We start from the raw sequence: 23,852 nt of genomic DNA on the forward strand, positions 1-23,852 counted from the left end.
CTCACTCCTCGTTGGTCCACTCCACCCGCGCGCCCAGGCTGCGCAGGTTCTCGACAAAGTGCGGATGCGCACGGCGAATCGGCGTGGCGTTGCGGATCTCCGAGCGACCCTCGATGCTGCTGGCGACCATGAACAGCGCAATCGCCACGCGGATGATGTAGGGGCTCTCCACCACGGCCGGCGTCAGCGGATTGCCGCCAAAGGTGACCACGCGGTGCGGGTCCGAAGAAAACACATGGGCACCGAACTTGGACAGCTCGCCCGTCCAGCCCAGCGCGCCGTCGTAGATCTTGTTCCAGAACAGCGCATTGCCCTGCGCATGCACACCCAGCGCAATGAAGATGGGCAGCAGATCCACCGGAAAGTACGGCCAGGGAGCGGCTTCCACCTTGGTGAGCACATTGCTGGTGAACGGCGTCTGCACCTTCAGCGGCCCGGAGCGCAGCGCGCGCGACCAGCCGTTCTTGTGCTCCACCTGTACGCCAAACTTGGCGAAGGTGCGGTCGATCAGCGGAAAGTTGTCTGGCGTGCTGTTGCGTACCTCCACATCGCCGCCCGTGATCGCGCCCAGCGCGAGAAAGGTGGTGATCTCGTGGAAGTCTTCCTCGAAGGTGAAATCGCCGCCGCTCAGCGGCGCACCGCCGCGCACCGTCAGCCGCGAGGTGCCGATGCCGTCAATATCGGCACCCATCATCACCATGAAGCGGCAGAACTCCTGCACATGCGGCTCGCAGGCCGCATTGGTCAGCATGGACTCGCCCTGCGCAGCCACGGCGCACAGCACGAAGTTCTCCGTGGCCGTGACCGATGCATAGTCCAGCCAGTGGCGCACAGCCTTGAGCGGCGCGGCACTGTGAATCAGCAGGGAGCCGCTGGCGCGCTCAACCTCTCCGCCAAAGGAGCGAAAGATGTCCACGTGCGGATCGATCTCGCGCACGCCCAACGTGCAGCCCTTGACGTTGTCCTCCAGCCGCGCCACGCCAAAGCGCGCCAGCAGCGGCGGCACCAGCATGATGGAAGAGCGCATTTCCTCGGGCAGGCGGTGCGAGGACGCGTCAAAGCGCGTGTCGCGGTGGTGCAGCTGCAGCGTGCGCGTGGCCTCGTCCAGTTGCACCTCGCTGCCCAGCGTGCGGAAGATGTCGAGGATCTTGCGCACATCCGTGATGTCCGGCACGCCATGCAGCCGCAGCGGCTGATCGGTCAGCAGCGTGGCGCACAGAATCGGCAGCACGGCATTCTTGTTGGCGGAGGGAACGACGCGGCCGCGCAAAGGCGTGCCGCCGTGGACGATGAGATTGGACATGGGGTGCAGCGCTAGCAGCGATAGGACAACGCGTGATTCTAGGGTTGCCGGGCTGCCCGCAGGCCTTGCAGCGGCAGCACACGCCCGCTGTTTCAACAGGTTTCGTATCCAGGCCGCCTACCCGACAACAAAGCGTCAGCCTCAGTCCTGCACTTCGTGCCCGTAGACGATGAAGCCTCGGTGCTCGGCCACCTGGTCATACAGCGCGCGGCCCGCCTCGTTGGAGGACTGCGTCTGCCAGTACACGCGGCGCGCTCCTGCCTGCGCAGCCTGCGCATAGACCGCACGGATAAGCGACTTGCCAATGCCCTGCTTGCGCCGCCGCGCATCGGCAAACAGATCCTGCAGATAGCACACCGGCTCCAGCCGCGTGGTGCTGCGATGAAAAAGGTAGTGCGCCAGGCCGACCAGCTCACCCTCGCTCTCCGCCACGAGCGCAAACACCGGCTCCAGCGGATTGAGGAAGCGCTCCCAGGTGGCCTGTGTGATGCCTTCGGGCAGCGCCGTCTCGCCAGCGCGCCCATAGAACGCGTTGTAGCCCTGCCAGAGAGGAAGCCATTGGTGGTGGTCCGCCTGTGTGACAGGCCGGATCTGGAGCGGAGGAACAAGGGACGACATGGAACTCCTGGCAAACAAATGAAATGGGGACCAGGAATTCTAGGCATGGCAAGCCGCCGCAAAGAGGCTTGCAGGCCACTCCTTGCACCCCTGCGAGGCCTGAGGACGCAGCGCACAGCGCGTCCGCAAAACACATACACGGCGTACAGGCGCGGCCTACATGCGACCTCAGCCTTGGCCCGCACAGAAACACCGCGCAACCAATTGAAATAGAGCCCATAGGAGAGCACGTACCCAGAAACCTCTCCAAATCATGTGACGGAGATACAAGATGAGTCGAGTCGTTCCGACAGAAAGCTTCAACCCGGACCCGGATGCCCGCTACCACCGCAGCCTGCTGGAAGCCTTTCCCCTTCGCGGCAGCCAGCCTTTGCTGCTGCGCATGGAGTCGCGCTCGCCCCTGTGGCGCCTGTACGCGCGGGGCTTGCGCGCCTTGCGGGCCGCATTCGCCACCGAACTGCCGAGAGCTTTCTGATGCGACACCTCTTCCTCGTCTTTCTGTGGTCTGCCATCTGCGCCATTTCCTTTGCCGTGGCGATGCTGGCCAGCCCCATGCTCAGCCACGCCATCTGACCGTGCTGCCAGCGCGCGTGCCGTTGCCTGCACCACGCCCATAAAACCATCGGCCATCTCCTTGGCCGTCTCCAATGCGGCTTTATCCGACTCTGGATGCAAATGCCTGCCGCCTACACTGCGCCAGTCCATTTGCTTACAAAGGAATTGCCCGTGAAGAAAAGCACATTGCAGATTCGTCCCTTTGTGGGCGCATTGCTGGTGGGATTTGCCGGGCTTGCAGCCCTTTCCAGCGCCTGGGCCTGTACTCGCCTTGTCTATTTGGGTGCGAATGGCCAGGTCGTGACGGCACGCTCCATGGACTGGAAAAGCGACATCGTCAGCAATCTCTGGGTACTGCCGCGCGGCATGGAGCGCAGCGGCAAGGCCGGCCCCAATTCCCTGCGCTGGACTTCCAGGTACGGCAGCGTTGTCACCTCGGGCTATGACGTTTCCACCACCGATGGAGTCAATGAGGCCGGCCTGAATGCCAACCTGCTATGGCTCGTGGAATCCCAATACCCCGCTTTCGGCGCAGGCAGCAAACCCGGCCTGACCATTGCGGCTTGGGCGCAGTATGTGCTGGACAACTTCGCCACCGTGAAGGAAGCCGTCGCGGCTTTGGAGAAAGAGCCCTTCACCATCGTCTCGGACAACGTGCCCGGAGAGAACCGCCTGACGACGCTGCACCTTTCGATGTCCGACGCCAGCGGCGACAGCGCGATCGTCGAATACATCAACGGCCGACAGGTGATACACCACGGCCGTGAATACCAGGTCATGACCAACTCGCCGACCTTTGATCAGCAACTGGCCCTGAACGCCTATTGGAAGCAAGTGGGCGGCACCACCATGCTGCCCGGCACCAACCGGGCCGCCGACCGCTTTGCCCGCGCATCGTTCTACGTCAACGCGATCCCCAAAAGCCCGGACCCTAACAAGGCGCTTGCCAGCGTCTTCAGCGTGATCCGCAACGCCTCCGTGCCATATGGCCTGAACACTCCCGAAGAGCCCAACATTTCATCTACCCGCTGGAGAACCGTGTTCGACCACCAGCGCAAGCTCTATTTCTTCGAGTCGGCCCTGACACCGAATACCTTCTGGGTGGACCTCAAGGCACTGGACTTCAGCAAGCAAACAGGCAAGGTGCTCAAGCTCGACCTGGGACCGGATCAGGACCACACATTCTCGGGCGATGCCACGCGGAATTTTCAGGAATCGGCACCGTTTGAGTTTCTTGGATTGTGAGAATCAACTTCAGGCACAGGCCATGGGCTCGCGCACTGATGCCTCAATGTTGATTTCGCGTTGTTCTTGCATAGGAAAACCAAAAACAGCAGAGCTAATTGCCGTTGATTCATACCATGACGGTTTATTGGCATTCAGCTGGAAAATAAATCTAAACAAATAAAATCCAATAATCTCAAACTCGATACATTTGAATTTTCTATTGATTGATTTATATCAATATATAAACAACATCAACTTGACTCCACAAGCCGAAATCAAGTAATTCCTCAATAGACAATATTCAGACCATCACATAGCATCGCGCTCGCAAAATATATTCACCAAGGGATGAGGAAAAATGCGAGCAACAACACCGAATCAACAAAGATGGATCACGCCTTGGCCTGAACTGCGCAAGGGCATATTGAATGCGCGTCTTCTGGCAGCTTGCGCTGCGTGCCTGGCCCCTGCGGTCTGGGCAGCGCCCTGCGTCAGTGGAACGGTGTACACCGCCGCTGGCGGACCCCAGGTTTGCACCGTACCTGCAGGCATCACGACCATGACCGTCACCCTCATCGGCGGTGGCGGCGGGGGCGTTCTCAGCTCATCCATGGTGACAGGAGGAAACGCCGCCGTTGGCACAGGCAGCTTGGCGGTGACTCCTGCCAACAACCTCCTGATCAGCGTCGGTGGCGGAGGCACCACAGGAGGGCCTGTCGGCGCAGGGGGCGGTGGAAGCAGCAGCATCATCGACACATCCGCCTTCACCGTTCTGGCCGTGGCGGGCGGCGGAGGCGGCGCCGGCCGCAACGACACCGTTGGAGTTTCCGGTGGCAATGCGGGAGTGGGCTTCGGAGGTGGCAACGGCAGCAACGGAACGATGGGCAACCCGGCACACCCCGGTGGCGCAGGCGGTACGGTGGCTGGCACGGGCGGGGCCGGTGGCATTGGCACCGACGGCACGGGAGGCGCTGGCGGCAGCACCAGCAGCAGGGACGGCAGCACGGCCACAGGCAATGACGGAGGCGGCAGCGGCAGCGGCGTGGGTCCTGCAGGACCAGGAGCCAGTGGCGCCAGCGTCGGCAGCATGGGCCCCGGTTTGGGCGGTGGCGGCGCAGGCGGCGGAGGAGCCGGCGGCTACAACGCCGGTGGTGGTGGCGGCGGCTACGGGGGGGGTGGCGGCGGCGGCGGCGGGAACACTGACGACATAGGCGGCGCTGGTGGTGGTGGCAGCAGCTACGGCACCGGAATCACATTCGCAGCAGCCACCAGCGGAGCGGGGATGGGTGGCGTCGGAGATTCGAATGGTGCGGACGGGTCCGTTCTGATCACCTTCGCGCCCCCAATCGCATCAGCCCAGGCCATCCCCACGCTTGGCGAATGGAGCCTGCTGCTGCTGTCGGGCCTGCTGGCCTTGGTCGGCGTAGCCAGGACGCGGCGCCAGTACTGAGCACAGGAGCGGGACGGATTTTTGAGGACCCGCCCCAAAAGGAATGATCACAGCGCGCGTGCGCTGTGATTCCTTCAATGCCTTTCAGCCTGGTAGTAGTTTTTTCCGCCGCCCAAGCACGGCATGGGCGTCAGCATTACGGCTGCACTGCTATGGCAAAAGCCCAGTACCGTTCTGGCCGGTTGGACGAGTTGGCCGGCTGCATCCACCCCGCTCCAATGGATCCGTCCCGTCAGGACGCCGTATTCGTCCACGTGCAGCCTCTCAATCCTGTACATGTTCAAGCCGGATCGAGACGGAGCGCCTTTGCAGCTCAAAAGCCCCTCAGAGTAGATGCCACCTCCCGAATACCTCAGAGGTCCCTCGTAAAAGCAAGTCCCTCCGGCTGCAAACTCCTCCTCCATGCGGAACACATCTCCCTTAGCGTAGATATGAAGCTGCCCACCCCTCGAACCACTCATCACCAGTTCCTCACCCGATGAGTAGCTGAAGCTCTTGCCATGCATGCGGGCCAAATTGTCCTCAAAGCCGAACCGCTTCATTGGCTGTGGCGCCTCCCCGGGCAAAGTGACCGTAGCAGAAGTCTCTGTATCAAAAACAATGCGGACAGGTCCTACGACTCGCACGGGCTCTCCATCCTGTGCGGGCCCTCCCAGAACGCGGCCGCCACGGTATTCCGTCAGTTCACCTTCGAAGGTTTTTTCATCCTTCAGCTGACCCGCAGCCTGCAGGAAAAGTGCAGAGCCATCCGTTCTGTATCCGAAGTAGGTAACGATCACGTTCAGCCCGCCTTGCCTGTCTATCTGAATCCCACGCCCAGGCTTGCCATTCAGCTCACCATCCATTGCCCACATACCGGAATCAGGCAAGGCCGCCATTGCGTAAGCAGACAGGCAAGAGGCAACGGCAGAAATCACAACACTGCGGACCCATCGATTCATAACGTCTCCATTGACATGAAAATTAAGCGAAGCCGCCTGACTATAGCCTGCAACCGGTTCATCAAGATAATTCACATCAAACGCTTCAACAAATTTAATTTAGTTAATTTATTTGCTTGCTAAGGAAAATCTGCCCAAAACACGCGTGAACGAGCGGATGCGCTGGCCTCATTGATCTGCTTCTCCACGACCTGCGACACAGCACCGCCAGCGAGAAGGTCAACGCTCACGTGGACCTTCTCGTAATGAGGGCAGGGAGCATAACCGCTCTGATGGGCCCTCTGGTGAAGTGGTGTTAACCACTCTTAGAGGAGCTGCAGAAAAAAATCACCTCCCTAGCCGCAAGCAGTCTAATTACAATCTGAAAATATGAATCATTTAATCCTGCGACACTTTCAGGAATTGACGAGCTTGGGATAAACCATAAATCACACTCTGACCTAAAAATTCATTAGTTGATTTCCTATAATCAAGCATCTAACCAAGAAATTAAACGCGATTTAAATCCTTGGATATTCCAGGCCATGCAGCACCTAATGATTGGACATCGGCTGCGTGTCCTGCAGCCTTTGCTGCCATGTCCCCATACGCTGCGCGGCAGTCTTCATATACGGCATTGACGGCAGTGGCGTATTCAAGGACGGATGCGGGGGGAGCGCTGGCAAGTCTGCGGGCGGCATCTGCAGATTGCTCGCGCAGGCCGTCAGAGACAGCGCGCGTCCAGCTCGACGCGCTCCCACTGCGGCGCCTGTTTCTGTTGCTTGCTCATCCGCCCGAAGCTGGCAGGCTTGGGACGACCGCCACAGCACCAGGCCACCCACTCCAAGTAACTACCAAGTTTCAGTGATATACACAAAATACACAAATTTCTACAATTTGCAACGAATTCGGCCATCGAACATGGGTTCGGTATAGAGCGCTGCAGGGAGCGAGCCGTTCGCTAAAAAGGAACCAACATGTCATCCGGGAATTTCCGCACATGGGCACTGGGCAGCGCCGTGGCTCTTGTGGCCTTTGCTGGCTCCGCCAGCGCACAGTTGCTCAACGTATCCACATCACATACCAATGTCTCGTGTTACGGAGGAAACAATGGCACAGCCACGGCCCACAGCATCCAGAACGGTGTTGCGCCCTTCTCCTACTCATGGGCACCCACTGGAGGCACAAACGCTACCGCCTCAGGGCTCATGGCTGGCACTTACACCGTCGAAGTTACTGACTCGAACAACTTGCAGGGAACTGCGTCTGTCACAGTTGGACAACCTGTAGCAGCCCTATCAGGCACAAAGTCGCAGATCAATCCCACTGGAGGCAACAACGGTAGCGCAGCAGTTGTCGCGAGCGGGGGGACTCCTGGCTACACCTACGCCTGGATCCCCTCCGGGGGCACAGCGGCAACCGCGACAGGACTAGCTCCCGGTCAATATTGGGTGACCATCACAGACGCCAACGCCTGCCAAACCGCGCTGAGCTACATGCTTGCGGCCGCTGCCCCCTCAGTGCAATCAGTAAGCGTTCCTCCCAACGGAACCTATAGTGCTGGACAGAACCTGCAGTTCAATGTGACCTACAGCGCTCCCGTCGCCGTCACAGCTGGCGGCCCACCGTCAATTCCTTTGACGATTGGTTCAACTATCCGGCAAGCGAACTTCGTCGGTGGCAGCAACACCTCCACCCTGACTTTCATATACACCGTGCAGCCAGGTGACTTTGATGCAAATGGAGTGACGTTAGGGACAGCCATCAATCTCAATGGGAGCACGATGACGAGCGGAGGCACCAACGTTGTACTGAATTTGGCAAACGTAGGCGCCACGACCGGCGTACTGGTGAATGGACAGCAAACCCAGAGCATCACGTTCACAAACCCCGGCGACCAAAGTTTCGGCACAACGCCAACACTGACCGCGACGGCCAGTTCCAGCCTGCCCGTGGCCTTCAGTGCAACCACAACTGCCGTGTGCACGGTCACGTCGGGCGGCATGCTGACTTTTGTGAACACAGGCTCTTGCACCGTCGATGCGAACCAAAGTGGTAACGCAAGCTATCTGCCTGCATCACAGGTGTCTCAAACCTTCATGGTGAATGCAGCGGCACCCGGAGCCCCCACCATTGGCAACGTCACTGCAGCCGACGGGCAGGCTACGGTGACCTTTACTGCACCTGCATCTGACGGCGGCACCCCCATCACAGGCTATACCGTGACCGCGACCCCCGTGGCCGTGCCCGGTGCGCCTGGTGTGATCACTCAGCAGGGAACGACATCCCCCATCGTCGTGGCTGGCCTGAGCAATGGCTTCACCTACAACTTCACGGTCGTGGCATCCAACGGGACCACCGGCGCAGCCTCTGCAAGCACACAAGCCACGCCGCGCAAGCTGCAGTTGGTGAGCGCGCCCGGCAGTGTGCCTGGCATGACAGGCATACCGTCTGCCACGATGTCCGGCGGCGGCACCACCTGCACGCTGCAACCTGGCGGCGGCTTCGGACCTGTGACCTCCACCCCTCCGAACCTCCAAGCGCCCAGCGGTCAATTCGCTTTCAGCGCTGAAAACTGCACCGGATCTGTGACGATGACTCTCACCTATCCCAGCGCTCTCCCCGAAGGCGTGCAGTTCCGCAAGCCCGATGGAGCCGGCGGATGGTTCGACCCTGCGACCGCGCTGAACGTGATCGTGAACGGTGCGCGCACCACGGTGACCTACACCATCACCGACAACGGCCCGGGTGATACCAACCCTGCCGTGGGCGTAATCGCAGACCCACTCGTGCCCGTGCTGGCAGCAGCTCCAGCCGGCGGCGCCGCAGCCATTCCTACGCTCAGCGAGTGGGGTGTCATTCTGATGTCTGCCCTGATGGCGATGTTCGGCCTGCGTCGCATACGCCGCCAGCGTTGATGCAGCCCTGACCTAAAAACAAGGCCCGCAACTGCGGGCCTTTTCTTCGTCTGCGTATCTACAGGCGGCGCGCGGCGATCTGCAGGCGCTCGGCCAGCGTGGGCTTTGCAGCCAAGCGCTCTGCCGTTCCCAGAACACCATCGCGGCCCGTTACCGCCCGCGCTATCAGTGCTGTGCCCAGCGCACCACTCACAACACGGCCCATGCCACTTTCCGTCCGCCGGGCGTGGCGCAGAGCCAATAGGCCAGCACCGAGCACCAGCCAGTGCTCTCCCGTGAATCCCTTGCGAGAGTCATCCCACTTGCGCAGGTCCTGGATCTTTTCTGAAATCGCCATTCATTGCTCCTGTTTCTTCAGAGCTTGCATGGTGCCCCGCCAGCGGGCTGCAGGCTGTCGGTCCCTGAGCAAGATTCCGGTGGCGAGAGTCCTACGGGTGCGTTGTGGGGGGCCAGCCCTGTAGTCCAGCTCAATGCGCTCCCACTGGGGGGCTTGCTTCTGTTCCTTGCTCATCCTGCCGAACGTGGCAGGCTTGGGACGGCACCGTCATCTCTGCGAGGCGGCTCGTCGGAGGCTGTCGCACAATGCGCCCGATCGTCTGGTAGCCTGTACGTGAACGGGGCGATATGCGCCTCCTAGAAAGGACCTGCATGCTTTCCAGAATTTGCACAGCTGCATTTGTCGCCTGCCTCACGGTCGTGCAAGTGCCAGCGATGGCTCAGGCGGATGTTCCCTCTACTGCGGTGAACTTCAAGAAAGGCACGTCGAGCGCCACCGTCCAGGGCAAGCTCCAAGGCAACAAGGTGGAGACGCGCGACTACGTGGTCCGCGCGGGCGCCGGGCAGACGATGACCGTGCAGATGGAGACAAAATCCACCTCGACCTACTTCAACGTGCTCCCACCTGGCAGCGATGAAGCGCTGTTCCGCGGCGAAATGGCAGACGGGCCCACTTGGACCGGCGCCTTGCCCGCCAGCGGTGACTACCGTGTGCGAGTCTTCCTCAATCGTGCGGCCGCCCGGCAGGGCAAGTCGTCCGCGTACACGCTCAAAATTTCAGTCGTGAATTGAAGTGGCGCCGCGCCCGCAGACAGCGCGGGCGCAGCACTATCTGCGTATGAAAAACCTTCCTCGCATTGCACTGGCGGCTCTGCTCGCTCTGCCGATCGCCTCCTTTGCCCAGTCGAGCGTGCAGGTAGGGTTCTCACCCGAAGGTTCCGCCCGCAAGTTGGTGCTGGACACAATCGCCAGCGCCAAGACAAGCATTCAGGTGCTGGCCTATGCCTTCCAGGCTCCTGACATTGCGCAGGCACTTGTGGCTGCTTATCAGCGCGGCGTGGACGTGCGCGCAAAGCGTTCAAGGCTGGCGCGCGAGCGGCCGGCTACAGCCATGCCCGGCTGCATGACCTGCGGCACAGCACAGCCAGCGAGATGATCAACGCCGGCGTGGATCTGTACAACATGGGCGGCGTACTGGGGCACAAGTCTGCCGTGAGCACGAAGCGGTACGGCCATCTGGCGACGAAGACGCTGAAAAGTGCCGTTGCGTTGATTGGCAAAAAAGCCTGCACAACGGCCAAGAAAAAAGCGGCCTGAACGCCACTCTTGCTACTTCTTCGATAGCAAAGAAAAAAGGCCCCGTATTGGTACGGGGCCTTGTGTTCTTTGGTGGGTCCTGAGAGATTCGAACTCGCGACCAACGGATTAAAAGTCAGATCTATCGAAATAGGCATAAGAGAAAATACCTTTCGTATCAATCACTTGCAACGATAGCCACTCATCTGGTGTTTTCGAAATCATGCCTTTTTCACCCTATTTCAGCCTACTTTGGGCAGGTTTTGGTCATAGCACACCGCCTGCCTGAACCCTCCACTATCAGCGCATCGCCGGTGTCAGAAATCTCCACTTTGGTCTAACCCAGCAGGGCATAGATCATGGCTTGCGGCGGGGGACCAGTTGAATGGGCTCCGTGCCATGCTCACGCCGCGGCGAGATCCAGTAGACCCACAGCTCCCGGGCCCACGCGCCAGCATAGATGATCGACACGGCGAAGATGCCCCACTGCTCGGCCTGCCAGCTGGCATAAAACCAGAACGGCTGCCCCAGCATTCCGAACACCGGCGCCCATTTGCGCCAGCTCTTTCCCCGGGCTTGGGAGAGCCAAGCTGCCAGGGACCCCAGCAGGGCAATTGCGATCTGATCGAACGTCATTTCTACATATTATATAAAACCAGAAACCTATTAAGGTCCAGTTTTACCCTAAAAAATAAAAGCCTTTCGGCACGCTGCTTACACATTAAATAATCATTGGCCTATTTGACTACAGCAGAAAATCAGGAAAAGGAACATCGTTAGACCTCAGGAGCCGATCTTGGCTTTTGATAACCAAGGAGCTCTTCATGGCCGTTTTTCAAAATACCCCTGGCAACAACCAGCAACAAGGCAACAAGCCGCAACCCTCGCAGCAGGAGCAAAGCCGACCTCTGAAAGAGGGATCGCACGCGCCCGAGCAGCAAAAAAAGCGGACTGAGCAAGAACAGGCTCAGCAATAAATCTGCTGGATAAAAATCCAAAGGGCCAACAGGCCCTTTTTTCTTCAGCGAGCAGGCAAGCCGCATTGAAAGTCACCGCATGAACACCGGAGACAAGGCACGTATATGAAATTCGATGACTGGGCAAAAGCTCTACCAGATGAGATACGCACAACCCTAACCGTTTCGGAAGCATGGAATGCAGGGGCCTTATCTATGCTGGAGACATTAATAAAGCTGGGCCATATCGGCGAAGGATACGCGGAGAAAGCTAGAAACGACGTGAAGGATCTTCTAGGAGGTCTGACCTGCAGGGCCGAGTGGGTAGATGAAGCATGGCTCCAGTGTTCACCCGTATCGCGCTCTGGACAAGCCCTGGGCATGGACCGGACGGCTGAACATTAAACCGGCCGCTGCCGCACCTCTGCGCGCCAAGGAGTCAGCCCCTTGGGTTGCAATGACTTGCCCTCAGCTGCAGCGATATGAAGATAGTTGCTCCCCGTTAACGCCCGAGCCTCCTGTGACAGCCGCTCACGAACATCAACAGATTCAGCACGCAACATGTTAATGACCAGCTTGTTCACTTTGAACTCACGACAACAGGGACACACAAAATGCGTCCACTTGGCATAGTTTTCCAAGTAGGCTGTACTGGTCAGGCTGCACAGAGGACAGGGAGCTTGGATGGAATTTTTCATGTTTTCTACTCCAAAAAAGTGCTGGACATGTGGTTGACGTTGTGAGCTGCTGCCGGTTTTGATGACCTCTTGTTAAGGTGGAAGATGAAACCGGCAGCAGCCCAGACCTCTATTCCTCAATTGGGGACAAAACGAAGCCGCGCTACTTTTACAATAGCGCGGCTTCCGAGTTTTTGTTGTTGGGTCCTTCGAGATTTGAACTTGCGACCAACAGATTAGAAATCCGTTCCACTGAAATAGACAAAAAGAAAACACATTCTCAATCATCCACGCCTCTGGTGTTTTCGAAATCATGCCTCTTTCACCCTATTTCTGCATACTTTGGACAGGTTTCGGTCATGGCTCAGATCCTTTCTGATTCATCAGACATCCGCTTCAGGTAGGCACGACGACAATGGCTATGAATTGGCGACAACGATTCAAGCCTACGGCCTTCGCCAAAATTGTCAGATGATGGTCATCCTGTCAAATACCTGGCGGACACCCGGGCTTCCCCAGGCAGAATGAACTACGAGATCACGCTCCGTCCAACTACCGACGGTCCCTGTTAACGTCACATCGCCACCCGTGACATCAACAACAATCGTTTTCGTATCAGAAGTCGCACGACGCTTGATGGCATCCTCGATTTCTGACTTTACGACGATGGCTGAAGCCCTGGGTTTGATGGAAATTTGGTTGCTCACACCGCGCACTCCCGGCAAGAGGCGCACTCTGTCGGCAGCATCGCTACGCTGATAGTTCCAAACCACTTCCCCAGACAAGGTAATCCAACCATCTTCTACAAGGACCTGAACGGTGTCGATAGGAACCGAATTCGTCCAGCTAAGCACGTTTCGCGCGGATGCCGCGATATCGGTATCAGTCCTCTTTCCCATTTGCGACAACTTGACAGTCATGTCGATCGCCAAGGCTCTAACACCTACCACACGTTGCACGGCCCTTTCAGCTCCCCATTTTTCCAAATAGCTACTGACCTCTCCAGCCAAAGTGACAGCTCCATCCTTGACCTCTACCCCAATCTGGGATGCGTGCACAGAAGGCTCCCACTTCAACTCCGCCATTACATCTTGCTGTAATTGTGTGTCAGTTTTCATGGTAAATCCTAGATGATTCAACAATCAGAATAATATGTCCAACATAAAATCATGTCTGTGCGCCAGCACACACTTGAAATATTTCCAGAGAAATTTCTGCATCAAGGGTGTTAGGGTTAAAAAACCACTGTACGTTCGCGTACAGACAGAGCTACTTGATAAGTATAAAAGCGATAAAACGTACACCAAACATCCAACACCCGATGTGGTACGTTTTGGAGAACCTCATCATGAAAAATCAACATTCACACCATTTTCTTGCCGTTCTGGCATTAGCCGCTGTCCTAGCTTCTGCTGCAACAGCAAGGGCACAAATTGCAGGATCAACTACCACAATGGATGTTAAGACCTCCCAAGCCACCAGCGCCGCCGTGGGATGGAGCGCAAAGAAATCACTGATAGGGAAATTTATATTTAACGACACTGGGGGAAAAGTTGGCAGAGTAGATGATCTTATTATTTCACCTGACAAGAACGTGACTTATGCCATCGTGAGTGCAGGAGGGTTTGTCGGAATAGGACAACATGATGTGGCCATTCCAATCCGTGAGATTAATGAAATATCAGGAAAACTGATTATCATGGGGGCTACAAGACAAAGTGTGAAGGACATGCCAGCATTCACCTACACCAACGAGGCAATGGTTCGCGAGCAGTTCTTAGCAAATGCCGGAAAGGAGATATCCAAAGGGAAGGCAGCGGTATCAGAGCTTGAGAAGAAATATGACTTGGCAAGCTCCGATGCCAAAGTAAATATTCAGATGCACATTAATAGAATGCACACCGAGATTAAATCCGCAGATGAGAAGATGAATGAAATGCGTCACTCTGGCGTAAAAAACTGGAGAGACTTTGAGGCGGGCGTAGTTGCGGCGATCGATCGAATAAAAAAATCCATGGCATTATCCGAAGGCTGATAAAGCTTAATGGAAATTTATTCCACATTAGAGAAGCCATGAAAATAATCACTACATACCACACGACAACACGCTGCTGCATACTGCTTGGCGCTCCTCGCGTTGACGAAAAGATGCCTATGAAGTCATTCCACTATCGAACGTATCCTGAGCGCCATGAACCGCTCACGTAGGTTGGCTGCGCGCTGCAGTGCTGGGCACCAACGACGGCATCATCTCGACGGCGAGCCTTGTCGTGTTCTGGCAGGTCGCCTCTACGGGAACACGCGCGGCGCCAACGGCCAGAGCAACGCCTACCACGAGAACCTCAAGCGGATCCACATCAGCGAGAACGAGTTCAAAGCCCGGGTTTCAGCGCGGAGAGGATGCTGATGGAGTGTTGGCAGATGTGCCGCTGGCCAGGGCTCATGGCGCAGCGAAGGCTCTGGACAAGAAGATCTCGGACCTTCGAAAGTTCCGACAAACGCTACAGACTGCATATGTCCCAGACAAACGCGAACAGGTAAACACCGTGAGAGTTTCCTGATAATTTACTGATAGCCAGAAGCACAGGGAGTGCCTTGCGCCCTCTTCTAATGTCCTTCGACGCCATGAAACGCTACTACATATAGGTAATTATTGTTACGCAAACGGTTTTACCGCGCAAATCAGAGTAGTGTGAAAAGTTAGTCATCTTTGACCAACGATCCAAACCGGAGGTTCACATGAAATTAAGAAAAAAATCTGATTCAACCATCCACATCGAAAGTTTTTCGCTACCTGATGTTGATAGCCATTCCGTATCAAGAGATGATTACTCCCACACGCCTGATCCACCGCACAAAATAATGCGCAGCTGGTGGAATACAGCATCTCTGGTCGCTCTTAAATCTGCCGTATTGCGCGAACGACAGATATGCCCGCCCGCTCTAAATGGTTTGCGCACTGGAGAGCAATATGTTCTTACTCCCTCGTACCCCTTTTGAAAAATTCTGGGATTCTATAAAAACCGTATTTACTCCCAAAGCTCACCTAGATCCCATGGAAACCACTGAGCAAGATTACCCCTTGTCTAAAGAAGATATATTAATATACGAAGAAGAGCTTCAAGACAATCTCAACGCCCCGTCGTACAGCCAAGCATCTTCTCAGCATGAACACATCAATAGGCACAATGCACATATAGAGGGACGCGAGGATAAATATCACAGACCGATATAATGACAATTGTAGAAAAGCCCGCTGAATGCGGGCTCTTTTTCAGCCATCTGAACCACTCTGTTTTTATAATCGCTCCCCTAAACCTCTTCATAGAGGCCTTTTTGGGATCGCACTTCCCCGCAAGGCTGTTACGTACAGCTCGCAAAAGCAGCCGTGATCATCTACCAGGGAACAAGCGTAACCAGAAGAGCAACAACTACCACAGCGATGCCGATGTAGAGTGTCCTGCGCGTGGAAAACCTGTTACGAGAAGAGGATGTGGGCACTTGGCCAGGGGATTTTTTACTAGGTGTGGTCATTAACACAGCATGAGCTTCTGTACTGGTGAGCGCTGTAAGAAAAATGCAATTCAACATCTAGGCCCATTAGCCATTTCACATCTATCACAAGCATTGTGGTTATTGCATGCACCAGAAAAGGGAATTTTTTGGCAACATGTCATTTATACGACAAAACGGCGAGAGTCTGAGTGTTTTAAACGCAGACGAGCCTATGCCGTAAACCTGCTAAGGCTCGCGCGAATGCGATTTTGGGTGGACACATCCCAAGGATCGTCTACCGCTATCACTAGCATGTGATATGGGGACTCACAGCGTGCGGCTAGACTTGCGATCGCAGGCGCTTCATATACAGAAATTCCAAGCATCTCGCCACGGCGTGCCAGCAGCACCATGCTTGCATGCCAAACGTGCAATGCCCCTAGCTCGGGCTCACTTATTCTTTGATCCATAACATTTTCTCCCGAATTTCAAATTAAGGAACGCCTCTGGAGGAAACGAAATTGCCAATGAGCAGTTTCATTCGGCGCCTATCTTTGTTCCTTTGGAAGCTGTATTACATCCGCGTACACATATCGAGAAGCATGAGCGCAGCGCGTGCAGCACGCTGTCTTGGTACCTTCTCGCGCAGCCAAGCCTGCCTGCGGCCTGGAGATACCGCAAGGTCCGGAAGCAGCTTCTTATAAGAACGGCCAACAGTTAAGCAACGACCGGCCCATACACCACTCAAAGGGGTGCGCGCCAAGTCTAGGGCTCCCCAAGCCCCTGGATGCGAGACTGCCAGGGGTCTTTTTCCTTCATAACAGCCCCCGAGATGGATCGTTTGCAAAGACCGCGAGCAGTTCCTGACATTTCCTGAGGGCATGGATGCGGGGCGCGAGACGCGCCCTCTCGCGACGGGCTTCGCTGCCCTGATCCGCTTCTACATATAGGTAATTGTTGTTACCCAAACGGTTTTCCGCTGGAAATCAGAGTAGTGTGAAAAAAGTTGGTCATTTTCGGTCAACACACAGGACCGGAGGTCCACATGAAAGTCAAAGACACAAAAGGTTCATTTAGCCGATCAAATAAATATTCTTTTCCAGATGTTGATAGTCATGCTGTATCTAACGATGACTATTTCCGCACGCCTACCCCACCACGCAAGAAAAAAATCAGCGATTGGGACACAGAATTTACTATAAATTTGGATTCTGCTGAACTGCGGGACACACCTCCTCCCTACCTCAACGGAAGATAATTGGAGTTTAATATGCTTTCACAACCTCGCACCCCATGGGAAGTCTTTTGGGATTCCGTCAAGAGTATCTTTTCTCCAGGAGTTCAGATAGAAGCACTTGATAGCAAAAGAAAGAATGACCCTTTATCCAGAGAGGAACGAAGGATCTATGAAGAAGAAAAGCAAATAAATCGAGATGCTTAGCTAGGCAAACCTTCGTTAACCAGATCAAAGCCACTCAACAGTGGCTTTTTTTCCGTGCGTGAGCACAGCGCGTGAAGTGCGCTGTCCTGATCTCTCCTTCTTCAAAAAGCCAGCCACAGAGCTGGCTTTCTGTGTTCTGGACCAGCATGAGCCAAGTTACTCCCCCGCATTGCGCCCTTAGGCAAGTTGGACTACCGGCTCAGACGATTCGGGATTCCATCGGCCAGGTGCGCGCCAATCGGGAGAAGTCCCTGTTCTCGCACATGTGGAACTTTGCTCGGGAACAGGGCCTCACGAAGGCCTCCAACCCCTGCGCAGGCATGCGAGGCTTCCGGGAGGATGGGCGGGATGTCGTAGTCGGCGACGACCTGATGGCTCGGCTGTTGGAGAAGGCCGCAGTATCCCTGCGGTTCGCTGTCCACTTGGCGCTCCTCACTGGCCAGCGCCCGGCCGACGTGCTTCGCATGAGCACCGACCACATCGCCGGCGGCATGCTCCACGTCCGCCAGGGCAAGACAGCCAAGCTGCGCATCGAGGTAACAGGCGCACTTCAGGAGCTGCTGGCCAAGATCCAGGCGTACAAAGCCCAGGTCAAAGCAGACACCGCGCAGCTGCTTGTGAACGAGGCGGGTCAGCCGCTGACAAAGAACATGCTCCGCGACCGCTTCGACGCCGCTCGGGATGCCGCAGGCATTCCCAAGGCGCAATTCCAGTTTCGGGACCTGCGCGCCACGGCCGCCACCACTGTGGATGACGACGGCGGGATACGCCATGCCCAGGCGCTGCTGGGGCATACAACGGAGGGCATGACAGCGCAGTACATCCGCCACAAGGTGGGCAAGAAGGTGAAGCCCGTGCGGTGAATTGTGGAACACGCCCAGAATTGCGGAACACGGGCCGCAAATCTCTGTTCCGTTTTGCTACTTCTTCGATAGCAAAGAAAAAAGGCCCCGTATTGCTACGGAGCCTTGTGTTCTTTGGTGGGTCCTGCGAGATTCGAACTCGCGACCAACGGATTAAAAGTCCGCTGCTCTACCGACTGAGCTAAAGACCCGAACCACGCTTTGCATGCATCAGATGCTGCTTAGCGAAGACATAGATTCTAGCACCAAAATTTACGCTTCAATTCTTGGTGCGGCTCAGTTGATCGATGACCCAGCCTGCGGCGCACTGACCGAAGGTGGCGGTGACGGCCACTACCGAGCCGTAGCCGTGGCAGTTGAGCGTGCCGTCGCCTTCGATGGCGCAAGAGGCATCGGGCGGGGCGACGGCCTCGCGGCTGAAGACGCAGGCGATGCCGATGCGCTTGCCTTCCTTGGGTGCGCCGTGCTCGCGGCGCAGGCGGTAGCGCAGTTGGGCCAGCAGCGGGTCGTGCGTGGTGGCGCTGAGGTCATCGATATCGACCTTGTGAGCCAGGCGCTTGCCGCCCGCTGCACCCACGGAGATGAAGCATTGCCGCGTGGCGCGCGCATGGGCTGCCATGGCGGTCTTGGCCTTGACCTGGTCGCAGGCGTCGATGACGGCGTCGGCGCCCGGGGGCAGCAGGCGCAGCCAGTTGTCCGGGTCAACGAAGTCGTCGATGCAGTGCACGCGGCAGGCGGGGTTGATCTGGGCGATGCGCTCGCGCATGGCTTCGATCTTGGCCTGGCCCACCGTGGTGGAGAGCGCGTGGATCTGGCGGTTGATGTTGGACTCGGCGACATGGTCCATGTCGATCAGGGTGAGCTCGCCCACACCGCTGCGCGCCAGCGCCTCGGCAGTCCAGGAGCCCACGCCGCCGATGCCCACCACGACGACGTGCGCGGCGCGAATGCGAGCGGCGCCCGGCACGCCATACAGGCGCTCCAGGCCGCCGAAGCGGCGCTGCAGGTCGGCATCAGAAAAAACAGCGCCTGCTTCAGGCGCTGTCTTGTCTTCTTCCGGAAGGGATGAAGAAGCCGTGTCGTTCATCACTTGAGGCTGGCGAGACGGTTCTTGGCCGCAGCCGTGGCTTCGGCGTTGGGATAGGCCTTGATCAGGTCTTCCAGCGTCTTGCGCGCGCCCTTGGTGTCCTTCATCTCGATCTGGCAGTTGGCGATGGACAGTGCCGCCTCCGGCGCCCGGCCGTGCATAGGGGCTGCTGCCAGCAGCGCGCGGAAGTTGGTGATCGCGTCCTTGTAGTTGCGATTGGCGTACTGCGCATTGCCCAGCCAAAAGCGTGCCGAGGGCACATAGCCGCTCTTGGGCCACTGGTTCAGGAAGGACGAGAACGCCGTGCCGGCTTCAGCAAAGCTGCCTGCGCGGAACTGCGCCAGGGCGGCTTCGAAGTCGCGCTTCTCTGCCGGGTCGGCTGCGAATTCCTGGCCGTCCACCGTCACCGTGACGGGCTCGAACTGGCGCAGGCGCTCGTCCACGCCCTTGGCGATGTCGCGCTGGCCGCGCTGCAGCTCGGCCACATCGCGCAGCAGCTGCTCGTTCTGGCCGCGCAGCTTGGCTTGCTCGGACTTGAGCTGCTCGATCTGCGACTGCAGTTCGAGCAGGCCACGGCGCGTTTGCGAGCTTTCCTCGGTCATGCGCTGCTGCGACTGCTGCATGCTGTCGACGCGCTGGCGCATTTCCAGGATGGCGCGGCGCGCCTCGTCATCGCCGAACAGTGCGGCATGGCCGCTGGCGGCGTAGCCGGCCATCAGGCCGGCCGCCAGCAGCGTGCGCAGCGCGGTGCGATGCAGGATCGGGGAGCGCTGCATGTTCATCAACGGTAGGACAGTTCAGCGCGGCGGTTTTGCGCGTAGGCGTCTTCGGAATGGCCTTCGGAGGCAGGCTTTTCCTTGCCGTAGCTCACGGCTTCCATTTGCGCATCGCTGACGCCCAGCAGGCCCAGCGAGCGGCGCACGGCTTCGGCACGCTTTTGGCCCAGGGCCAGGTTGTATTCGCGGCCGCCGCGCTCGTCGGTGTGGCCTTCGATCTGGACCTTGCGAGCGGAAGATGCCTTCAGGAAGCGTGCGTGGGCTTCGATCTGAGGCTGGGCGTCGGCCTTGACGACGTAGCTGTCGAAGTCGAAGTAGACGACGCGGCTGACGCCCTGGGGACCTGCCTTGTCGGCGGCCGAGCCGGTCAGGTCCACGCCCGAGATGCCGCTTTGCGAGGTGCTGCCGGTGCCGGCGCCGCTGCCCTGGCCCGTGCTGGTGGCGCCCGCGTCGGTGACCGGGGTTTCGTCAAGTTTGACGCCTGAGCTGCAACCTGCCATGAGTGCGGTGACTGCAAGTGCCAGGGAAAGTCGTTTGATGGTGATCATGAAAAATCTCCGTATGTCCGGGTGGACTTCGTGCTGAGTTGACTGGTTGACTGAAAAGAAATCGAGGAAGCCGGCTGTCACTGGCGCTGGAACGGACCCCAGTCGGGCTCGCGGATGTCACCGCCCTGCCCTGCCAGCCGCGCCTTGATCTTGCCGTCGAGCGTGGTGGTCATCAGGGATTCGCGTCCCTGCTGCAGGGTGGCGTAGACGATCAGGCGGCTGTTCGGAGCGAAGCTGGGGCTTTCGTCGGCCGTGGTGTCGGTGATGGCATTCACGGTGCCGGTGCCCAGGTCCATGACGTGGAGCTTGAAGCCGCCGCCCACGCGCGAGACGTAGGCAAGCCACTTTCCATCGGGGCTGACGCTGGGCGAGATGTTGTAGTTGCCGGTGAAGGTGACGCGTTCCGCGCTACCGCCCGAGGCCGGCACCTTGTAGATCTGCGGGGCGCCGCCACGGTCGCTGACGAAGTAGATGGAGCGGCCATCGCTGGAGAAGTTCGGCTCGGTGTCGATGCCGCTGCTTTGCATCAGTCGGCGCGGCTCGCCGCCCTGGGCGCTGATCAGGTACAGCTGGGAGCCGCCGTCGCGGCTGAGCGTGACGGCCAGGGAGTTGCCGTCAGGCGACCAGGCCGGTGCGCTGTTGGAGCCCCGGAAGTTGGCAACCAGGCGGCGGCGGCCACTGGCCACATCGTGCACATAGACCACGGGCTTGCGCGACTCGAAGGACACGTAGGCCAGTTGGGTGCCGGTGGGCGACCAGGCAGGCGAGATGATGGGTTCCGGGCTGGACAGGGCCGACTGGGCGTTCTCGCCATCGGCATCGGCCACCCACAGGCGGTAGTTGCTGCCCGCCTTGGTCACATAGGCGATGCGCGTGGAGAACACGCCCTTCTCGCCCGTGAGTTTTTCGTAGATGTAGTCGGAGATGCGGTGGGCCACCAGGCGCAGGTCGCCGGTGGTGACGGCAAAGCCCTGGCCCCCCAGGTCCTGGCCCTTGACCACGTCCCAGAGGCGAAAGCGCACATCGTAGCGGCCATCGGCCAGGCGCGTGATGCTGCCCACGGCCAGCGAGTCAGCGCTCTTTTGGCGCCACATGGCAACGTCGGGCCGCGAGGTCTCGTCCAGCTGGACGCCGGCCGTGTCCACTGCGCGGAATTGACCGCTGCGCTCCAGGTCAGCCTGGATGATGGCCGAGATCTTCTGGGGCGCCTGCCCTTCTCCCTTGAATGCTGCAATGGCGATGGGCAACTGGGTCAGGCCCACGCCCGTCACTTCGACGCGGAACTGGGCCAGCGCGGGAATTGCGGGGGTTGAGGCGAGAGCGGCCAGCAGGGTTCGGCGCGAAGTGCGCGGCACGGCCGCCAGGGAGGAGGGAGAAAGGAGTCGGTCAATAGTCATTGGCATTCATCAATATCTACGGGAAGACCCCGGTACTTGCACAGGTGCGAATGTTACACACACTGGATGCGTCACGATGTAAGAACGTGCACTGTAGGGTCTGTCGGCCCAGGCTTTCTCGATCCCCGGCAGCCGCATCAGTTCCCCATGAGGCAGCCACAGGCAAGCCCGCCGTAAAATCCGCGCTTCATGCAAGCACCATCCTCACCGCCGCCGGCCCCTGCGCCGTCCGCCGCACCGGCGGCCCTTGATCTCGCCAGCACCCTGACCCTGTCGCAGCGCCTCAAGCGCCTGTCACCCTACTTTGGTGGCCAGCGCCTGGCCTGGACGCTGGCCGTGGCTGCCACGCTGGTGGGCGCGGTCACCGAGCCATTGATCCCTGCCCTGCTGCAGCCGCTGCTGGACAGCGGCTTCACCGACGGCACGCTGCCACTGTGGTCGGTGCCGCTGGCCATCATCGGCGTGTTCCTGGTGCGGGGCCTGTCGCAGTTCGTGGGCCAGTACGCGCTGGCGCGCATTGCCAACGAGGGCATGCTAGCGCTGCGCAAGCGCCTGTTCGAGCGGCTGCTGGCCGCCGATATGGCGCTGTTCTCGCGCCAGTCGGCCTCATCGCTGTCCAACACCGTGGTCTATGAGGTGCAGACCGGCTCCACGCTGCTGGTGCAGGCCATGCTGGGCATCTCGCGCGACGGTTTCACGCTGGTGGCGCTGCTGGGCTACCTGCTGTATCTGAACTGGCAGCTGACGCTGGTGGTGGCGGCCGTGGTGCCGGGCGTGGCCTGGATCATGAAGACGCTGTCGCGCCGCCTGTACCGCATCACCAAGATCAGCCAGGAGGCCACCGATTCCCTGGCCTATGTGGTGGAAGAGAACGTTCTGGCCCACCGCATGGTGCGCTTGCATGGCGCGCAACAGGGCCAGCAAAAGCGCTTTGGCGGCCTGAGCGGGCAGCTGCGCAAGCTGGCCATCAAGGCCACCATCGCCTCGGCGGCCATGACGCCGCTGACCCAGTTGCTGGCCGCCGCCGCCCTGTCGGCCGTGATCTGCATTGCGCTGTGGCAAAGCCGGGGCACGGGCGCTGCTGCGGCCAATGTGCAGGATGTGACGGTGGGCAGCTTTGCGGCCTTCATCACGGCCATGCTGATGCTGATTGCCCCTATCCGCCGCCTGGCCGATGTGGCCAACCCCATCACGCGTGGCGTGGCGGCGCTGGAGCGGGGCCTGCATCTGCTGGAGGGCTCGGGCGACGAGACCGGCGGCACGCAGGTGCCCGGCAAGGCGCGCGGCGAGATCGAGTTGCGCGACGTGTCCGTGCAGTTTGGTGAGGACAAGGCACCCGCCCTGAGCCATGTGGACCTGCGCGTGCGCCCGGGCGAGGTGGTGGCCCTGGTCGGCCCCTCCGGCGCGGGCAAGACCACGCTGGTGAACCTGCTGCCACGCTTTTTGCAGCCCACCGGCGGCCAGTTGCTACTGGACGGAACGCCCTTGCCCGAATGGGATCTGGCCGCGCTGCGCCAGCAGTTCGCCATGGTCAGCCAGGACGTGGTGATGTTCAACGACACCATTGCCGCCAACGTGGCGCTGGGCGGGGTGGAAGACGAGGCCCAGCTATGGGCCGCGCTGGATGCAGCCAATCTGGGCACCCACGTGCGCGGCCTGTCCAATGGTCTGCAGACGGTGGTGGGCCACAACGCCAGCCAGCTGTCGGGGGGCCAGCGCCAGCGGCTGGCGATTGCACGGGCGCTGTACAAGGATGCGCCCATCCTGATCCTGGACGAGGCCACCTCGGCCCTGGACAACGAATCCGAGCGCCTGGTGCAGGAGGCGCTGACGCGGCTGATGCAGGGCCGCACGACCCTGGTCATCGCCCACCGGCTCTCGACCATCGAGCATGCCGACCGCGTGGTGGTGATGGAGCGCGGCCGCATTGCCGAGCAGGGAACGCATGCCGAGCTGCTGGCGCGGGACGGCCTGTACGCCCGATTGAGCAGGAATCACACAACCTGAGCTGGACAGCGGCGGCACCGGCAGTGCCACTCGCCTGGCTTT

The 23,852-nt window shown here is 58.9% G+C and carries 23 protein-coding genes, 1 tRNA gene and 2 pseudogenes; 14 read left to right on the top strand and 12 right to left on the bottom strand.

Features of this window, described 5'->3' with window-relative positions; all coding sequences use genetic code 11:
* Position 1 precedes the first annotated feature (1 nt).
* Both IB269_RS17000 and IB269_RS17005 read right to left on the bottom strand, forming a co-directional pair.
* Positions 2-1,303, bottom strand: coding sequence for a UDP-N-acetylglucosamine 1-carboxyvinyltransferase (locus IB269_RS17000; RefSeq protein ID WP_192367768.1), 1,302 nt, complete (start codon positions 1,301-1,303; stop codon positions 2-4).
* A 141-nt stretch (positions 1,304-1,444) separates the two neighbouring features.
* The gene (locus IB269_RS17005) at positions 1,445-1,921 is read right to left on the bottom strand and encodes a GNAT family N-acetyltransferase (protein WP_099751352.1); all 477 of its coding nucleotides are present in this window, start codon (positions 1,919-1,921) and stop codon (positions 1,445-1,447) included.
* Positions 1,922-2,192: 271 nt separating this feature from the next.
* On the opposite strand from IB269_RS17005, the gene IB269_RS17010 reads away from it, so the two are divergent.
* The 3 genes from IB269_RS17010 to IB269_RS17020 all read left to right on the top strand — a co-directional run bounded on the left by IB269_RS17010 (position 2,193) and on the right by IB269_RS17020 (position 5,153).
* Positions 2,193-2,396, top strand: a complete 204-nt coding sequence (locus tag IB269_RS17010) for a hypothetical protein (RefSeq protein WP_192367769.1) — start codon at positions 2,193-2,195, stop codon at positions 2,394-2,396.
* Positions 2,397-2,647: 251 nt separating this feature from the next.
* Complete coding sequence (locus IB269_RS17015; protein ID WP_192367770.1) at positions 2,648-3,721, top strand: linear amide C-N hydrolase; 1,074 nt, start codon at positions 2,648-2,650, stop codon at positions 3,719-3,721.
* Positions 3,722-4,262: 541 nt separating this feature from the next.
* Entirely contained in the window at positions 4,263-5,153 is an 891-nt protein-coding gene (locus IB269_RS17020; RefSeq protein WP_263864458.1) for an IPTL-CTERM sorting domain-containing protein, read from the top strand.
* A gap of 74 nt (positions 5,154-5,227) precedes the next feature.
* Here the strand turns inward: IB269_RS17020 and IB269_RS17025 are convergent, their stop codons facing one another.
* Positions 5,228-6,169 (bottom strand): hypothetical protein, encoded by a 942-nt coding sequence (locus IB269_RS17025; RefSeq protein ID WP_318652168.1) that lies wholly within the window; start codon positions 6,167-6,169, stop codon positions 5,228-5,230.
* An 881-nt stretch (positions 6,170-7,050) separates the two neighbouring features.
* On the opposite strand from IB269_RS17025, the pseudogene IB269_RS29315 reads away from it, so the two are divergent.
* Together IB269_RS29315 and IB269_RS29265 are read left to right on the top strand one after the other, a co-directional pair.
* Positions 7,051-7,464 (top strand): annotated as a pseudogene (locus tag IB269_RS29315) (hypothetical protein); the annotation flags it as partial.
* Between the two features lie 60 nt (positions 7,465-7,524).
* Positions 7,525-8,991, top strand: coding sequence for an IPTL-CTERM sorting domain-containing protein (locus IB269_RS29265; RefSeq protein WP_318652169.1), 1,467 nt, complete (start codon positions 7,525-7,527; stop codon positions 8,989-8,991).
* A 58-nt stretch (positions 8,992-9,049) separates the two neighbouring features.
* On the opposite strand, the gene IB269_RS17035 is transcribed toward IB269_RS29265, so the two are convergent.
* On the bottom strand, positions 9,050-9,328 hold the full coding sequence (locus IB269_RS17035) for a hypothetical protein (RefSeq protein WP_034392940.1): 279 nt from the start codon (positions 9,326-9,328) through the stop codon (positions 9,050-9,052).
* A gap of 311 nt (positions 9,329-9,639) precedes the next feature.
* On the opposite strand from IB269_RS17035, the gene IB269_RS17040 reads away from it, so the two are divergent.
* From IB269_RS17040 to IB269_RS17045, 3 genes are read left to right on the top strand one after another with little or no spacing between them, the layout of a single operon-like run.
* Positions 9,640-10,059, top strand: coding sequence for a hypothetical protein (locus IB269_RS17040; RefSeq protein WP_034398464.1), 420 nt, complete (start codon positions 9,640-9,642; stop codon positions 10,057-10,059).
* 46 nt (positions 10,060-10,105) lie between these two features.
* Entirely contained in the window at positions 10,106-10,423 is a 318-nt protein-coding gene (locus IB269_RS29095) for a phospholipase D-like domain-containing protein (RefSeq protein ID WP_225614167.1), read from the top strand.
* Positions 10,387-10,584 (top strand): tyrosine-type recombinase/integrase, encoded by a 198-nt coding sequence (locus IB269_RS17045; RefSeq protein ID WP_318652177.1) that lies wholly within the window; start codon positions 10,387-10,389, stop codon positions 10,582-10,584. Before IB269_RS29095 ends, IB269_RS17045 begins: the two co-directional genes overlap by 37 nt.
* 336 nt (positions 10,585-10,920) lie before the next feature.
* Here the strand turns inward: IB269_RS17045 and IB269_RS17050 are convergent, their stop codons facing one another.
* Positions 10,921-11,199, bottom strand: a complete 279-nt coding sequence (locus IB269_RS17050; protein WP_192367773.1) for a hypothetical protein — start codon at positions 11,197-11,199, stop codon at positions 10,921-10,923.
* 188 nt (positions 11,200-11,387) lie between these two features.
* Between IB269_RS17050 and IB269_RS17055 the strand changes: the two genes are divergently transcribed.
* Positions 11,388-11,540, top strand: a complete 153-nt coding sequence (locus IB269_RS17055; protein WP_192367774.1) for a hypothetical protein — start codon at positions 11,388-11,390, stop codon at positions 11,538-11,540.
* 380 nt (positions 11,541-11,920) lie between these two features.
* Here the strand turns inward: IB269_RS17055 and IB269_RS17060 are convergent, their stop codons facing one another.
* Together IB269_RS17060 and IB269_RS17065 are read right to left on the bottom strand one after the other, a co-directional pair.
* Positions 11,921-12,217, bottom strand: a complete 297-nt coding sequence (locus IB269_RS17060; RefSeq protein ID WP_225614168.1) for a hypothetical protein — start codon at positions 12,215-12,217, stop codon at positions 11,921-11,923.
* 446 nt (positions 12,218-12,663) lie between these two features.
* On the bottom strand, positions 12,664-13,314 hold the full coding sequence (locus IB269_RS17065) for a BON domain-containing protein (protein WP_192367775.1): 651 nt from the start codon (positions 13,312-13,314) through the stop codon (positions 12,664-12,666).
* 230 nt (positions 13,315-13,544) lie between these two features.
* Between IB269_RS17065 and IB269_RS17070 the strand changes: the two genes are divergently transcribed.
* From IB269_RS17070 to IB269_RS17080, 4 genes and pseudogenes are all read left to right on the top strand, one after another.
* Positions 13,545-14,231 (top strand): PRC-barrel domain-containing protein, encoded by a 687-nt coding sequence (locus IB269_RS17070; protein WP_192367776.1) that lies wholly within the window; start codon positions 13,545-13,547, stop codon positions 14,229-14,231.
* Positions 14,232-14,350: 119 nt separating this feature from the next.
* Positions 14,351-14,469, top strand: a pseudogene (locus tag IB269_RS29100) (VIT family protein); the annotation flags it as partial.
* Positions 14,470-16,736: 2,267 nt separating this feature from the next.
* Entirely contained in the window at positions 16,737-16,949 is a 213-nt protein-coding gene (locus IB269_RS17075; RefSeq protein ID WP_192367777.1) for a hypothetical protein, read from the top strand.
* Between the two features lie 554 nt (positions 16,950-17,503).
* Positions 17,504-17,995, top strand: coding sequence for a tyrosine-type recombinase/integrase (locus IB269_RS17080; RefSeq protein ID WP_225614227.1), 492 nt, complete (start codon positions 17,504-17,506; stop codon positions 17,993-17,995).
* Positions 17,996-18,110: 115 nt separating this feature from the next.
* Here IB269_RS17080 and IB269_RS17085 read toward each other — a convergent pair.
* The 5 genes from IB269_RS17085 to tolB all read right to left on the bottom strand — a co-directional run bounded on the left by IB269_RS17085 (position 18,111) and on the right by tolB (position 21,803).
* Positions 18,111-18,186, bottom strand: a tRNA-Lys gene (locus tag IB269_RS17085).
* 68 nt (positions 18,187-18,254) lie between these two features.
* On the bottom strand, positions 18,255-19,082 hold the full coding sequence (locus IB269_RS17090) for a ThiF family adenylyltransferase (protein ID WP_099733872.1): 828 nt from the start codon (positions 19,080-19,082) through the stop codon (positions 18,255-18,257).
* Positions 19,082-19,864: a tol-pal system protein YbgF gene (gene ybgF, locus IB269_RS17095; protein WP_012205234.1), complete on the bottom strand. Its 783-nt coding sequence runs from the start codon at positions 19,862-19,864 to the stop codon at positions 19,082-19,084. Before ybgF ends, IB269_RS17090 begins: the two co-directional genes overlap by 1 nt.
* Positions 19,864-20,406 (bottom strand): peptidoglycan-associated lipoprotein Pal, encoded by a 543-nt coding sequence (gene pal, locus IB269_RS17100; protein ID WP_013802696.1) that lies wholly within the window; start codon positions 20,404-20,406, stop codon positions 19,864-19,866. The genes ybgF and pal overlap by 1 nt, the downstream gene beginning before the upstream one ends.
* 77 nt (positions 20,407-20,483) lie before the next feature.
* Positions 20,484-21,803, bottom strand: coding sequence for a Tol-Pal system beta propeller repeat protein TolB (gene tolB / locus IB269_RS17105; RefSeq protein WP_013802697.1), 1,320 nt, complete (start codon positions 21,801-21,803; stop codon positions 20,484-20,486).
* 189 nt (positions 21,804-21,992) lie between these two features.
* On the opposite strand from tolB, the gene msbA reads away from it, so the two are divergent.
* Complete coding sequence (msbA, locus tag IB269_RS17110) at positions 21,993-23,810, top strand: lipid A export permease/ATP-binding protein MsbA (protein ID WP_034392846.1); 1,818 nt, start codon at positions 21,993-21,995, stop codon at positions 23,808-23,810.
* Positions 23,811-23,852 lie beyond the last annotated feature (42 nt).

Source organism: Delftia sp. DLF01 (assembly GCF_014852125.1).
Taxonomy (GTDB): domain Bacteria; phylum Pseudomonadota; class Gammaproteobacteria; order Burkholderiales; family Burkholderiaceae_C; genus Comamonas; species Comamonas acidovorans.